Genomic DNA, 15,010 nt, shown 5'->3' on the forward strand with positions numbered 1-15,010 from the left:
GAATGGAATCCTGGGCTATTTGCCATGTTAGCATGTTGCGTTACACTTTAACGGCTGCTCCGTATGCTTTTTCTGTATTCATGGCTTCTTGTGTTGCAGTCCAGCGTGGCAGACTTAATCTGAACATGCTGCCTTCCGGGCTGCTGGAGACAAGTGTCAGCTCACCGCCTTGTTCCTGAGCAAGTAGCCGGCTATATGTTAATCCTAGCCCCAAGCCGCGGTTACGACGTTTTTTGAGCTCTCCACGATAGAAGCGTTCGAAGATCTTGGGTTGGTCTTCAGCCGCGATACCTGTGCCGTTGTCCTTGACATCAACGTACAGCATCTGTTCTTCTGCGTGTAGATAAATATCGAAGATAGCCTTTTGTTCAGGAGCTGTGGCATGAAGTGCGTTATTGAGCAAATTTACAATGATCTGCTGAATGCGCAGAGCATCCCCCATGGTAAAGAAGTTGACTGGAGGGGAGTGCAGCTGAACCTCTGGCATTTTGTCCTCATAGGCAATCTTCCACTGATAGATGATCTCACCGACCAACAGCTTCAGATCCGTCCGTTCCTTGCGAACGGCAACACTTCCTGCAGCCATGGCGTTATAGTCAAGCAAATCTGCGACCATACGCTCCATACGTTCAGACTCCTTCAAAGCGATATCCAAAAATTCTTTCCCTTCCTGTGGACTCACGACATCGTCACGTACTGCCATAACGAGCCCCTTGATGGAAGTTACCGGTGTCTTGAGTTCATGACTGACCCCTGCCAGCGAGAGTGTACGCCATTCTTCGAGTTGTCGGAGACGAGTCGCCATATCTCGAAATGAATTTACAAGTTCATTGATCTCACGTTCTCGTGTATTCAAGTCAAGGCTCACATCATAATTGCCACCTCGAATCTGCTCAGCGGCATAGGCGACCTGACGAATAGGTCTGGATAACTTATTGGACAGGAGATAGATTGTAAACCATCCACAGAGGATTAGTCCTCCGAGGATTAGAGCCACGAGCCATATCGTCTCTGGACCAAATGTAATGGATTGTTTGGACTGCATAACCCATACTTTACCCAAGGTTTGATCTCCCTCGGATATGTTGACCGTTACACCTGCATATTTGTTGTTTCGCGGTTCAAGATAGTCGTCTGACAGTCGATAATGCACATCTTTTTGCTCCATTTTAGGCTGGGAAAAGATCAATTGATTGTTATTGTCCAAGATCATGACACAAAAATAATGATCTGTATTAAATAGTTTCTCTCGCTTGGTTACCAGTCTGTCAAGATCGGGTGGAACCCGAAGCATATTATTTTCACTGGTCACATGATCGGCAATCTCCAGACCAAGCAGTTCTGCGGTTTTGAGGCTTTTTTCAATAGAAGTTGTTCGAATCCAGTAGAGTGCCCCTGCCGCAATAATCGTGAAACCAATGCACAAAATGAGAAAATATCGCAGTGTCCAGTGTGACAGAATGGATATCGTCCGTTTGTTTTTTTTCTGTTTCAGTTGGCGATCCAAAATTGATACCCCATTCCTCGCAACGTCCGAATTTCTCCCGTCTCTGGCGACCAGTGGGAGAGGGCTTGACGAAGTCGTTTAATCGACAGATCCACAGCACGGTCACTGCCATCATAGTCCATCCCCCATACCTGTTCAATAAGATGATCTCTGGTAAATGTACGATTCGGATAATCGGACAGGAAGAACAGTAACGACAGGTCACGAGGTGTGAGTGCAACCTCTGCACCGTTCAGCAGCACCTGCTTGGCAGCAAGATCAATGACGAGATTTCCAAAGGAACGCTTCTCTTCGCCACCTGATGTCCAATGTGGATTACGGCGCAATACCGCATTCACTCTGGCGACCACTTCTTCCGGTACAAAAGGTTTGCTCATATAATCGTCAGCACCGGCATTTAATCCGTTGAGACGGTCTGAAATATCATCCAGTGCAGTTAGCATGATCACGGGACAAGCACTTTTTTCACGAATAATCCGCAGCAGATCCCATCCGTCCATTCCTGGCAGCATCACATCAAGTAATACCAGGGAAGGCGTTACGGTATCAAAAAGGGTAAGTGCAGTCGGTCCATCTGCTGCATGATGAACTTCAAATTCTGCTTTTCTCAGATAAGCAGCCAGTACTCGTGCAATAGCTTGTTCATCCTCGACGATAAGTATGGATTTCAAGAAAAGCGTTCTCCTTTCGCTGAGTAAACTTGTACTGATTTTACATGAGCTAGAGCGTAAAGCCAATCCTGTATTACGGATTTGAAAAAAATATGGGACTTGTCTTATCTTGACTTCTTCCTGACACATTCAATTGATATGATTCACTCCAACAAGCAACTTAAACAATAATATACTGGAGGAAACATACAGATGAACAAGAAAGCAAAAGCATGGCTTATTACAGGTGTGGCGGCGGTTGCCGTAATTGGTGGCGGTGGTTACTATCTCGCAAATAGCTACTTGGGGAACAACGTGGAGATTGAACAGGTGCTTCCTGCCAGCACAGCAACTTCCACAACAACTGTAGATAGCACAGGAACGGCTGTAGCCAATGAAACTGCAGGAGCAGAGCAACTGAACGGAGACTGGAACATCAGCGAAGGTTCCAAAGTATACTTCTCCGTAACCACTTCACAGGAGACGGTTAATTTTGTGGACGAGCAGGTAACAGGGAATTGGACAATTAATGTAGACGATGCTTCTCAGATGAAGGCAGAAGGACAGATCGAGATGGACGGAATTGATTCCGGGAATGGACAGCGTGATGGTCACGTGAAGCAAGCGGATTTCTTCGACATCGCTACGTATCCACAAGCGACATTTACAGCGACTTCATTTGAAGGGGTACCTGCGGAATGGCCTGTCGGTCAAACGGTTGATATCAAAATGAATGGTACGATTACGGTTAAAGGTATTGAAAAAGAAGTAACTTTTGACGCAAAAGCTGCTTATGAGAATAATGCAGTATTGTTGTCGGCAACATCCATGGTAACGTTCGAAGATTTCGGAATGGAAAATCCACACTCCGTTGTGCTCTCAACTGAAAATGATATCCAGGTACAGCTTGAATTGAAACTTACTAAATAAGTGTAACAATGATCATATACCTGAAAATCTGTTCTGTTCTGCCTTACGGTAGACGGACAGATTTTTTTGTTTCTTTTGCAAAATAGTGTGATTAATATAGCTCAAATGTAACTGTCACAGGATCATATTGTTAAAATAACTGCTGTTTCCTTTGGATTATGCCGTGTCGCCTATCACTATTAAGCGCTTACAATGAGGAGGATTCATAACATTCATTGATCCATGCACAATCAAACACAAAAAGGGGGAGATCAAGAGTGAACAAAAGGTACATAAGCGGGTGTCTGGTGTTACTGATGCTATTCTGTGATCTGGGACTGATGGTTCGTCCAGCGGCTGCAGAAGATGCAAAAGTGAACGTGGCACTTAACAAGGCGGTTAAGGTAAGCACAGAATATTTGGAGTGGGAGAGTAAAAAGGAGCACTTGGTTGATGGTAAAAGTGACACGCATTGGACTGCTACTGCGGGAGTGACAACGGAACAACCACAGTGGGTCATGATTGATCTGGGTGAAGACTACAATCTGTCCGGAGCGGAAATAACGTGGAGAGAAAACACGGTTGTGAAATATATGGTAGAAACATCTGCTGACCAACAGGCATGGACCAAAGTTGTTGATCAAAGTGAAAATGCCGATCCTAAACAGATCGCTGATCTGACGTTTGAGCAGAATGATGTGCGATACATCAGACTGAACATCTCCTTTTACAAGGGTGGAGGAGTCTGGCCGGAAATATTGGAGTTCAAAGTGTGGGGAGAATCAGAAGGAACTGAACCAGCCAATATTAAAGGATATGATGAGATCGAAGTGAGAACGGTGACAAGAAGTGCGCCAATTCTGCCTAATCAGGTAAAAGCATGGTACCAGAATGGAAAATCAGGAATGGTGCCAGTGGAATGGGACAGTATTGACCCTTCAGAGTACGCACATGCGGGCAGCTTCACCGTGACAGGTGCGGTATATGGTGCGCCTCCAGAGCCTCAGCTTAAAGCTAAGGTGATCGTTGAGGGATATCGTGAAGACTATGTTAGAGGTGTTGATATTTCCACGTTGACTGCCATTGAGGACAAAGGCGGAAAATACGTGGACAGCAACGGTACAGAGCGTGATTTGCTTGATATTCTCAAGGATCGCGGTGTCAATTATGTGCGTCTTCGTCTGTGGAATGATCCACAGAAATCAGGGGGATACAACGATAAGGAAGATGTCATTGAGCTAGCCGCACGGGTGAAAGCAAAAGGAATGAAAGTGCTGCTTGATTTCCATTATTCTGACGAGTGGGCTCATCCGGGACAGCAACTTCGTCCTAAAGCTTGGGAAAGTTATACTTTCGATCAATTGAAACAAGCTGTATATGATTATACGTATGAAGTTGTAAGTGAGATGAAAGCCGAAGACGCTATGCCTGATATGGTGCAGATCGGTAATGAAATCAACAGTGGTCTTCTGAACGGCTTGAGCAGTGACGTGGATTTCAACGAAAATGTTGCCTTGCTGAAAAGCGGAGTCGATGCTGTACGTGCAGTAGAAGGAGAGATGACCGATAACGCGGATAAGGTGAAGATTATGATCCATCTGGCTGAAGGTGGCAAGGTGGATACGTTCAAATGGTACTTTAAAGAGTTAAGTGATGGCGGACTGGACTATGACATTATCGGATTGTCGTATTACCCGTTCTGGCATGGGACGTTTGCGGATGTACAGAAAACGATGAATGAAGTGTCAGCCGAGTTTGGCAAAGATGTCATTATCGCTGAAACGTCGTATCCATTTTCCTATAAAAACGGGGATGCTCATGGCAATATCATCGGATCGGACGAAGCGCTTCATGTAGGGGGAGCAGACTTCCCCGCAACCGTTCAAGGTCAATATGATGCCATCGCGGGCATTATGGACATGATTGCGAACGTGCCGAATAATCATGGTGCAGGTTTCTTCTACTGGGAGCCGGCGTGGATTCCGGCCGGTGTAGGCTGGATTGCATCCGAAGGGAATGCATGGGAGAACCAAGCGATGTTTGATTACGATGAATTTCCGGCCAACGGCGGGCATTCGTATGAAGGCAGAGCGTTATGGTCCCTTGATGTGTACAAACGTGGATTGAGTCTTCTGCCCGCAAACCGCCAGCAACTGGATGCGGCACTTACACGAGCCAAATCATTGGTACAGACTGATTTTACTCCGGAAAGCTGGGTGACTCTGGCTCCGGCAATCTCGGCAGCGAATGATGTATACCAACAGGCATACACGCCGGGCGGGGTAACTCAAGCAGATACAGATGCAGCGACAACAGCACTAGAACGTGTGATGCAGCAGATGCAGGTTATCGCCCCGCAGCTTGACGAGCTTCGAGCCAAAATAGCGGAAGCCCGTACGTATCAGCAGGCTGACTGGTCTGCGGCCACTTGGGCGGTATTGACCAAAGCGCTGGAAGGCGCTGAGCAGGTCTTGAATGATCCTAGAGCGACACAGACGGATGCGAATACAGCGGTTAAACGTTTGCATGATGCCATTGATGGTCTATCCAATGTGGACAAAACACAACTGCACCAGTACATTCAACAAATGCAGCAGCAGACTAAATCTTCCTATACACGCCGGAGCTGGTCTATATTGGAACAGTCTTTGCAGGCAGCGATTCAGGTCCGAGATAACAATGCTGTTGTTCAGTCTGAGGTGAATTCAGCACTGAATACGTTGAAACAAGCCTTTACTAGTCTGGTCTCTCTGGAGGCTTTAACAACGGGCAAAACGGCAACGGCTTCGAGCAGTGCAGGGACAGGAGGCAATCAAGCCAACTCTCCTGAAGGTGCAATTGACAACAATCCAAACACTTCATGGGGAACAGACCAGAGTAAGGATAGCTGGTGGCAAGTGGATTTGGGTCAGGTTGCTAACCTCCGCAAAATCGAAATGTCGATGTGGAGTGGCGGCATCAAATATACGATCGAAGTGTCCAACGATAACAAAAATTTTGTGAAAGTAGTGGACACCACAAGTGATGTTGTTGTATCGACCGCACCTAGCCATGTACTTCCAGAAGGCACGGAGGGACGTTACATTCTGGTAACGATTAAAACAGGTCCCACATGGGTAGGATTTATGGATTTTGAAGCCTACGGTACATTCCCGGCGGACAAATCTGTACTGCAAGCTACGGTAGATACCGCTGAGAAATTAAAGCAAACCGAATACACGACTTCAAGCTGGAATGTATTTAGTAAGGCACTTTCTGAAGCGAAGGCATTCATTCTGGATGTTGAATCTTCAACGCAAGATGTAAGCAATGCGGATCGTGCGTTACAAGATGCTGTGAGTAAGCTTGTACGTCAAGATGTAACACCTGGCCCTGGGCAGCCATCTCAACCAAGTGAACCATCACAACCGTCCAACCCGGGAACAGCTCCAACGCCAGGAAACCCTGTAGTGAACCCACCGGTTGATTCGGTTACTTCACCAGCGAAGGGTTCGATAACGGTAAAAGGAACAGCAACCGGGGATGACAAGTATTCGATTCGTCCAGATGCATCTCAATTAACTCAGGCACTGCAATCCATGGATGCAGGAAATCGTACGTTGAAACTGCTTGCAGATGTACCCGACACAGCCAAGACAGTCACATTCCAATTGGCTGCAAGTCAACTGGCAGCATGGATTCGTTCCGAGGAAGTGAAATCCCTGGATGTAGTCGTAGGACAAACTACCGTTCGTGTTCCTCTAAAATCACTCCCGCTAACCATTGCGGAGACTGCGGGAACGTTCGACATCGTAGTGGCAAAAGGATCGACAGATACACTGTCCACATCGCAAAAAGCAGCGATCGGTAATCATGCGATTGTTGATGTAAGTTTGTTAATGAACAATAAGCCATTGCAATGGACAAACAGAGCGGTTGAGGTTGCTCTATCCAATGTGGAGCAACCTAAAAAGAATGATGTAGTTATGGTTGTACATTCCGTATCTCCAAGTGGTGAAATGAAACCTGTTATGTATTCCAAGTACGATGACAAGACAAAAACGATGGCGTTCAAACCGCTGGAATCGGGCAGTTATGTCATTGCAGAAGTTGAAGTGCCATTACATGATCTGCAAAATCACAATTGGGCTCTCCAAGAAGTGCAGAACCTATACGGTAAGGGAATTATTACGGGGATGAGTGCAACACGTTTTGTCCCACAAGGTGAACTGACCAGAGCACAATTTTTGCAAATGATTATTAAAGGTATTGGTGATACACGCCAGCCCGATCCATCTACTTCGATCCCAACAGATGTGAAGGAAGGGCAGTGGTATGCCGATTCAGTACGACTTGGCATAGAAATGAACATTATTCAAGGCCGAGCAGATGGAAGCTTTGGAGCGAATGAACGTATTTCACGAGAAGATATGGCTGTTATGCTGAACAGAGCACTGCAGGTTGTGCAACGTGATCAGGATGCGAACAATGCTGCACAAGGAAATACGGTATTTGTAGACAATGCCGAGATCGCCGGGTATGCAAAAGAAGCTGTAGCTTCGATGCAACAACTTGGACTGCTAAATGGTATGCCTGATGGCACGTTTGCTCCGAAAGAAACGGCGAACCGTGCACAAGGGGCTGTTGCAGTCGCCAGACTGATGGAACAACTGTATTAGAGATAGTTCAAAAAGTCCGTTTTTATTATGAAGGATGCCTGGTGCATCATCAGTACGCATGAATAGAAAATAACAAAGCAGGTAAAGAGATCGAATCATTAGGATTCGGTCTCTTTATTTTTTTGTGAAAAGAGATTATATAAGTTTAACTATTGATTTACACGATAACGGAGAGTACAGAAAAAACTGAAAAAGCGAAGCGTTCGCCTTTATCACCGGATTTTCCCTTTAGAAAAGGGAATCGAAAAAATCTGGGGATAACAGCGATTAGAAGGTTATTCTGTCATCGGAGTGTCAGTGTAAATAATCTTTAGTTCAACTTATATAGAACGGACCCGCTTTCTTTAAATAGGCATATAAACATTTTGTTAATGTCGTATTGACAATATCAAATTCATTTGTTATCATTTCGATAATATCAAAACGACAATATTAAGAAATGGGGAATGAGCCATGTTTGGATTCCGATTTGCGAAATTTCAACCCAGTGAGTATGTCATGAAAGTGAAAAATGGTGAGATACAACGTCAAGGTGTCGGATTGTCCTTTTATTATTATGAGCCGACCACATCGGTAGTGGTTCTACCCGTGTCCTCGGTGGATGTACCATTCATGTTCGAAGAGATTACAGCGGACTATCAGACGGTTACTGTGCAAGGGCAGCTAAGCTATCGCATAGTGGATTATTTGAAAATAACCCAGAGTCTGAATTACACGTACAATTTGCGCAAAAATCGGTATATTTCCGACGACCCCGGCAAGCTGGACCAACGGGTGATCACCACAGCGAAAGTACTAACCAAGAAACATCTGGAGCAAATGCCGCTGAAGGAGGCCATTCAATCCAGTGAACGGCTGGCGAGCAGCATGAAACGCGAAGTTGTACAAAGTGAAGAGTTGGAGAAACTGGGCGTTGAGCTAATGAGTCTATCCATCCTGGCTATTCTGCCTAATAAAGAAACGATGCGTGCATTGGAAGCCCAAGCGCGTGAAGAGATTTTGCGTCAGGCAGATGAAGCGCTCTATGTACGTCGGAATGCATCGATTGAACAGGAAAGACGAGTGAAAGAGAACGAACTGAACACCGAAATTGCCGTAGAGACAAAGAAACAGCAAATTCGCGAGACCCAATTGCAGGCTGAGCGCTCGGTGAAACAGAAACAAAATGAGATGGAGCAGGAGCAGCTTCAGTTCAATACAGCGATGGAGGAACGTAAGCAGCAACTGATTGAGTTAACCATTGCCAATCACAATGCGGAAGCGGATGCCAAAGCGTATGAGATTGCTGCCGTGATGAATTCGTTGCAAAATGTACAGCCAAATGTACTGCAAGCGATGGCGAACATGGGTATGAATTCCGATAAGCTGATCGCACTCGCGTTCCAGGAACTGGCTGAAAATGCAGGCAAGATCGGACAGCTTAATATCTCGCCGGATCTGTTGCAGGGATTAATGTCTCCCGCGCCGGGCAGAGATCAGGGAGGTCGAGCGAGATGAGATTAGGAAGAAGAGAGCAAGCAGAGCAGGCAGGGAAATCTGTACGTCAGCAGCCTGCGGCAGATGATCGAATGAGCGAACATAAACTGATTCTGGTGAAGCGCCGGACCAGACTGGAAGAGCTGGTGGTTCGATATAACACGGTGCAGCAAGCCCAGTTCTATATTGAACGTCTGGGCGCAGACTTCAGTGATTATATGGAGGAAGACCGTCGTTATCGGCTATCTGTGCAGCAGGCACAGCAGCAACTGGGACAGTTGGGTCGTGTACAGACGATTGATCGGGAACATGTACCCAATTTTATCTTTGGAGAGCAGGATATCGTGGTTGTGGTCGGACAGGATGGGCTTGTAGCCAACACCCTCAAATATGTAACCGATCAGCCGCTCATTGGTGTGAACCCGGACCCGATGCGGTGGGATGGGGTATTATTACCTTTTACTGTGGAGGATCTCAGCTTCATTGTTCCTGATGTCATTCGAAAGCAACGAACCTTGAAAGAAGTCACTCTCGCCAAAGTGGAACTCAATGATGGACAGTATCTATATGGTGTGAATGATCTGTTCATTGGCCGGAAGACACATGTATCGGCACGTTATGAAGTGCGTTTGGGTTCATCCGCAGAACAACAATCCTCGAGTGGTATCATTGTATCCACAGGCATGGGATCAACAGGCTGGTTCAAAAGTGTGCTGGCGGGAGCCACCGGGATTGTTGGGTCGGCGGCATGGCTGAACATGAATTCTGAAGCTGAGGTTGCTACAGCATCGGCATCCATTCATGGAAGCAGGCAGGAGTTGAATCATTTTAACTGGGATGCGCCGTACTTATATTTTTCAGTACGTGAACCGTTCCCGAGCCGGACGACAGCAGCCAATCTGGTGTTTGGACAGATTCATTCAAAGCAACCATTGCACATTGTATCCCAGATGCCAGAGGATGGTGTTATATTCAGCGATGGGGTTGAGCAGGACTTTCTTGAGTTTAACTCAGGGGTGGAAGCTATTATTGGGTTGGCAGAGAAGAGGGGGCGTCTCGTAGTCTGACCCTTTATTTCCAAGCCGTTTCCGACTAGAATGGGTAACTAGATGTGATACATTGACGTCAGGAAACGGAAAGAGGGTTAACGATGCAGTCGATATTGTTGGTTGAAGATGATGCCAAGCTTGCAGGATTGCTGGCGGCTTATCTGACCCGAAATGGATTCCAGGTGCAGGTCACAGATGATTTCCGTCATGTATTGGATGAATTTGTGAAGATGGAACCGGATCTGGTACTGATGGATGTGAACTTGCCTCAATATGATGGCTACTATTGGTGCAGACAGATACGCACACATTCCATATGTCCCATTTTGTTCATATCCGCTCGGGATAGTGGTATGGATCAGATTATGGCATTGGAACATGGAGCGGATGATTATATTACAAAACCTTTTCAATATGAAGTCGTTCTTGCCAAAGTCCGCAGTCAGCTGCGCAGAGCCTATGGTTCTTACGCTGCTGTGCAGCAGGAAGCAAAGGTAAAGAACGGTCCCCTGATCCTTTATCCTGAGCGATTTGTATTGGAATATGATGAGCATTCTACCGAGCTAACACAGAAGGAAGCGATACTGGTGGAAGCGCTGATGGCGAAGGCAGGACGAGTGGTCAGCCGAGAAAAATTGTTAGAACAGATGTGGGAAGATCAGCATTTTATTGATGATAATACGTTGAATGTATATATTACACGCGTACGCCGAAAGTTGAAGGAACTGGGTGCGGAAGAGATTTTGGAGACGGTTCGCGGAGCGGGTTATCGTGTGTTGGATCTGGATTCGTTCTCACAGGGGAAAGGGAAATGAGACTTTTCCTGAAAGACCACCAGATGTTAGTTGGATTTTATGTGCTGCAGATGTTGCTAGTTCCGTGTGTGTATTGGCTCTCTGGTGAAGATCGCCCGATGAAAATTGTCCTCTATGGCATGCTGATCAGTACCGTTGTGCTGATGGTCTATCTGATCATACGTTACTTCCAGCTACGAGCATATTATCATCTCCTTGAACAACCACGTAAACGGGTAAACGAGCCCTTTCAAACGCTTGGAAATTCGGTTGTGGCGGAGGCCGTCCAGGAATTGTTACATGAACTGGAGCGTAATCGGCAGAACGAGATAGGTCAGTTACGTACTAGCAAGGAGCAGCAGGTGGTATTCATGAATCGCTGGGTTCATCAGATGAAGACACCGTTGTCCATTATCCAACTGACCTTGGAAGATGTGGAAGATGAGACGGCTGGTAGCATTCAGGATGAGCTGGATAAAATGCGCAAAGGACTTGAAATGGTCTTGCATTCATCAAGGCTTGAACAGTTTGAAGGGGATTTTCGTGTGGAGCTGCTGTCCCTGCATGAGGTGCTTCGAAGCAGCATTGCAGAGAACCGACGCTTGTTTATACGCAGAGGCATTACGCCGGATATCCGTATAGAGGAAGATCTTCAGATCTACAGTGACTCCAAGTGGCTGCGGTTCATGTTCACCCAGATCCTGACCAATGCCGTGAACTATTCCGATAGCAAATCAGGCAAAAAAGTGATCATTACCGGCTATAAGCTGGAAGAGCGTACAATCCTGGATATTCAGGATGAGGGAATCGGCATCTCATCGGAGGATATTCATCGTGTGTTCAATCCCTATTTTACAGGGGAACGGGGCAGACAATACCACGAATCCACGGGAATGGGATTATATCTGGTTCGTGAGATCAGTGCCCGACTGGATAATCGTGTGGAGTTGTTTTCGGAGCCGAATGAGGGAACATTGGTCAGATTCAGCTGGGTTCAATCGAAATATCCGAAGTGAAGAGCGCTTTGCCCATGGGCGAGGTGCTTTTTTTAATGCATAGGAGTGTGATAGAGGAGGCAGGGGAACAGAACCTTAAACGCGCTGTAAGGGAAGTTTAAGGTAATTCGATAGCACCGTTACGGGAGGTCCGTTAGGATAAGAATAGAAATAACGTATATAGAATGAAAGATTCGGAGGGGAATACACATGGAAATGTTAAAAGTATCGGCACTGTGCAAAGTATATCAGGGTAAAGTGCAAACTCAAGCCCTTAGTGATATTCATCTGACAATCAAGCAAGGTGAGTTTGTGGGTATTATGGGTCCGTCTGGCAGTGGCAAAACCACATTGTTAAACATGGTCTCGACCATTGACGAACCCAGCTCAGGCAAGGTGCTGATTAATGGCATGAACCCGTTTGATATGAAAAAGAAGGAACTTGCCATGTTCCGGCGTCGGGAACTCGGATTTGTCTTTCAGGATTTCAATCTGTTGGACACGCTGACGGTTGCTGAGAATATTGTACTCCCATTGACACTGGACAAGGTCAAACTGAAGGAGATGGAGAGCAGACTTCATCGTATTACAACCAGGCTTGGGATTGATCACATTCTGGATAAACGAGTTTACGAAATCTCGGGCGGACAGCGACAACGAACAGCCATTGCGAGATCCATGATTAATATGCCTTCGATTGTTTTGGCGGATGAACCAACCGGTGCCCTGGACTCTACGTCATCCCAAGCGGTCATGGAGTCACTTGAACAGATTAACCAGCAGGAGAAAACGACCATTATGTTGGTCACACATGACCCGCTTGCGGCAAGTTATTGTAACCGCATCGTGTTCATCAAGGACGGAAAACTGGCAGCCGAGGTGCACCGCGGAGATAATCGACAGACGTTCTTCCAGCGAATCATCGATACTTTATCCTTCTGGGGAGGGAATTCACATGAGCTTTCCTCAGTTCGCGTTTAACAATATTCGCCGGAACGGGCGAGCATATATTGCTTTTTTTCTAAGTAGTGTGTTTATGGTCATGATTTTCTTCGCTTATGCGGTGTTCATCTATCATCCGTATGTGAAAGAGTTGCCGATGGGAGACACAACTGCTACGGGGATGCAGGTGGCTTCGATCATTGTATATGTGTTTGCATTTTTCTTTGTCATGTATTCTATCAGTGCTTTTCTCAAATCACGGAACAAAGAGTTTGGTATTCTGACCATACTTGGTGCAGAGCCCGCACAGATTCGGAAATTGGTCATTTTGGAAAACATGTTGATCGGCTGCCTGTCCATTATTGCCGGTATCGGGGGAGGTATGTTGTTGTCCAAGCTGTTTCTGATGTTAACGACTCGTTTTATCGGGATGGACGATTTGCCCTTTTATTTTCCCGTGAAAGCGATTCTGATTACGATCGGGGCCTTTTTGATATTGTTTTTCTGCATTTCACTCTTCACATTACTCTTTATCGGGAACAAGCGGACGTTAGAGCTCTTGACGGGAACCAACAAACCTAAAAAAGAGCCCAAAGCTTCGTGGTTCTTCTCACTTCTGGGTTTTGCATTACTTACAGTAGGTTTTGTGGTACTCCGTAGCGGGTTAAATGGCGGAACAATCATGCTTGCAGCAGTAACAGGGATAGCCGGGACGTATTTTTTCTATTCACAACTTTCCGTGCTCATCATCCGTTTATTGAAGCGTAATCGTAAAAAGGTATGGCGTGGTACACGTCTGTTATGGATATCAGAGATGAGTTACAAAATGAAGGATAATGCTCGCATGCTCTTTATGGTGACCGTGGTGATTGCAATTGCTTCGATGAGTGCAGTGGTGATTTTGTCACTGGATCAGGAGAATCGGGAGCAGTTTATCAATAATGATTTTGCAGTCCAATACAATGTATACACACCCTCGGATCAATTGGATATGAGCGCCGTTGATTCGAGACTTCAAGCCGCAGGCTTGGATTATCAGCAAGTGTATTTGGAGTACTTCTGGTCTGATGCGGATCTGAGTGCTGTCTCGGTCATGCCGCTCAGTTATTACAACCGATTCAATACAATCCTAGGAAAAAAGACATTCCAATTGGATTCAGACTCAGCATTGTTTGTAGATTCCCGTAATGTGAAGGATCAGGCTCAGATCGATCGCAACAGATTTCGCAATTATGCGGAAGGAGACACATTGACCTTGAATCTGGAAGCTGGCTCAATGCAAGCAACAGTTACAGCTACGGATGTTGAGACACGGTTTGCAACCTTGATCTATTCAACAGCTGTGGTTGTCCTCCCGGATGAGAAGTTTGAAGAGATCACACAACAGATCAAAGGATACAGATTATCTGGCAAAGTTCTGTATCAGATTCCTGCCTGGGGTCATGCTGTACCTGACCGGCACTCCTCGGAAGCCATGGTTAGCGATCAGATTCTGTCTTCCGCAGATACCATTCGAAGCGATAATGCTTCGGATGATAATTACTCCGGATATCTGAGCACTCGATATGGAGATTTTGAGAGATACAGACAAGGTACAGCACTCTTTACCTTTCTGGGCATATTTATCGGATTAATCTTCTCCATCTCTTCCGCAAGCTTTCTGTATTTCAGACTGCATACCGATCTTGAAGCAGATGGGAAAATGGTGCATTCTCTTTCGAAAATGGGTCTCAGTTTCGACGAGATGAAACGATCATCCACCGTTCAGATTGCCATTCTGTTCTTTTTACCAATTGGGGTAGCTATCATTGAAACGTTGGTCGTAGTTAAGCCATTCCTGACTGAATTCGGTATTACGAATTATACGGTTCCGGTGTTGACTGTATTTGGTGCGTTTCTCCTTGCACAGACATTTTATTTCTTTGTTATCCGTTCCAGATATATATCTTCTCTGCGCAAAATGATGGTGTAATCATTCAACAAACGAATGGTTATATGGATCGACCATGATCTGTTCGTGGCCCGCATTT

10 protein-coding genes are annotated in these 15,010 nt (G+C 46.0%); 8 read left to right on the forward strand and 2 right to left on the reverse strand.

All coding sequences use genetic code 11. The annotated features are described in order from the left end of the window. Positions 1 to 40: 40 nt before the first annotated feature. Both MKX68_RS23025 and MKX68_RS23030 read right to left on the reverse strand, forming a co-directional pair. Positions 41 to 1,507, reverse strand: coding sequence for a HAMP domain-containing sensor histidine kinase (locus tag MKX68_RS23025; protein WP_340914159.1), 1,467 nt, complete (start codon positions 1,505 to 1,507; stop codon positions 41 to 43). Beyond that, a complete protein-coding gene (locus tag MKX68_RS23030; protein ID WP_036613325.1) occupies positions 1,492 to 2,178 on the reverse strand; it encodes a response regulator transcription factor in 687 nt (228 codons plus the stop codon). Before MKX68_RS23030 ends, MKX68_RS23025 begins: the two co-directional genes overlap by 16 nt. Positions 2,179 to 2,370: 192 nt before the next feature. Here MKX68_RS23030 and MKX68_RS23035 point away from each other — a divergent pair, with 192 nt between their 5' ends. The 8 genes from MKX68_RS23035 (at position 2,371) to MKX68_RS23070 (ending at position 14,952) form a co-directional block, all read left to right on the forward strand. Beyond that, positions 2,371 to 3,087: a YceI family protein gene (locus MKX68_RS23035; RefSeq protein ID WP_340914160.1), complete on the forward strand. Its 717-nt coding sequence runs from the start codon at positions 2,371 to 2,373 to the stop codon at positions 3,085 to 3,087. Between the two features lie 257 nt (positions 3,088 to 3,344). Then, a complete protein-coding gene (locus MKX68_RS23040) occupies positions 3,345 to 7,724 on the forward strand; it encodes a glycosyl hydrolase 53 family protein (protein WP_340914161.1) in 4,380 nt (1,459 codons plus the stop codon). A gap of 453 nt (positions 7,725 to 8,177) precedes the next feature. Beyond that, the gene (locus MKX68_RS23045; RefSeq protein WP_091029036.1) at positions 8,178 to 9,221 is read left to right on the forward strand and encodes an SPFH domain-containing protein; all 1,044 of its coding nucleotides are present in this window, start codon (positions 8,178 to 8,180) and stop codon (positions 9,219 to 9,221) included. 71 nt (positions 9,222 to 9,292) lie between these two features. After that, entirely contained in the window at positions 9,293 to 10,267 is a 975-nt protein-coding gene (locus MKX68_RS23050; RefSeq protein WP_340915480.1) for a sugar kinase, read from the forward strand. An 83-nt stretch (positions 10,268 to 10,350) separates the two neighbouring features. After that, complete coding sequence (locus MKX68_RS23055) at positions 10,351 to 11,064, forward strand: response regulator transcription factor (RefSeq protein WP_340914162.1); 714 nt, start codon at positions 10,351 to 10,353, stop codon at positions 11,062 to 11,064. After that, a complete protein-coding gene (locus tag MKX68_RS23060; protein ID WP_340914163.1) occupies positions 11,061 to 12,059 on the forward strand; it encodes a sensor histidine kinase in 999 nt (332 codons plus the stop codon). Before MKX68_RS23055 ends, MKX68_RS23060 begins: the two co-directional genes overlap by 4 nt. 189 nt (positions 12,060 to 12,248) lie before the next feature. After that, entirely contained in the window at positions 12,249 to 13,019 is a 771-nt protein-coding gene (locus MKX68_RS23065; protein ID WP_339783071.1) for an ABC transporter ATP-binding protein, read from the forward strand. Further along, complete coding sequence (locus MKX68_RS23070; protein WP_340914164.1) at positions 12,994 to 14,952, forward strand: ABC transporter permease; 1,959 nt, start codon at positions 12,994 to 12,996, stop codon at positions 14,950 to 14,952. The genes MKX68_RS23065 and MKX68_RS23070 overlap by 26 nt, the downstream gene beginning before the upstream one ends. The last annotated feature ends 58 nt before the right edge of the window (positions 14,953 to 15,010 follow it).

It is taken from the genome of Paenibacillus sp. FSL M8-0212, assembly GCF_038004645.1.
Classification (GTDB): domain Bacteria; phylum Bacillota; class Bacilli; order Paenibacillales; family Paenibacillaceae; genus Paenibacillus.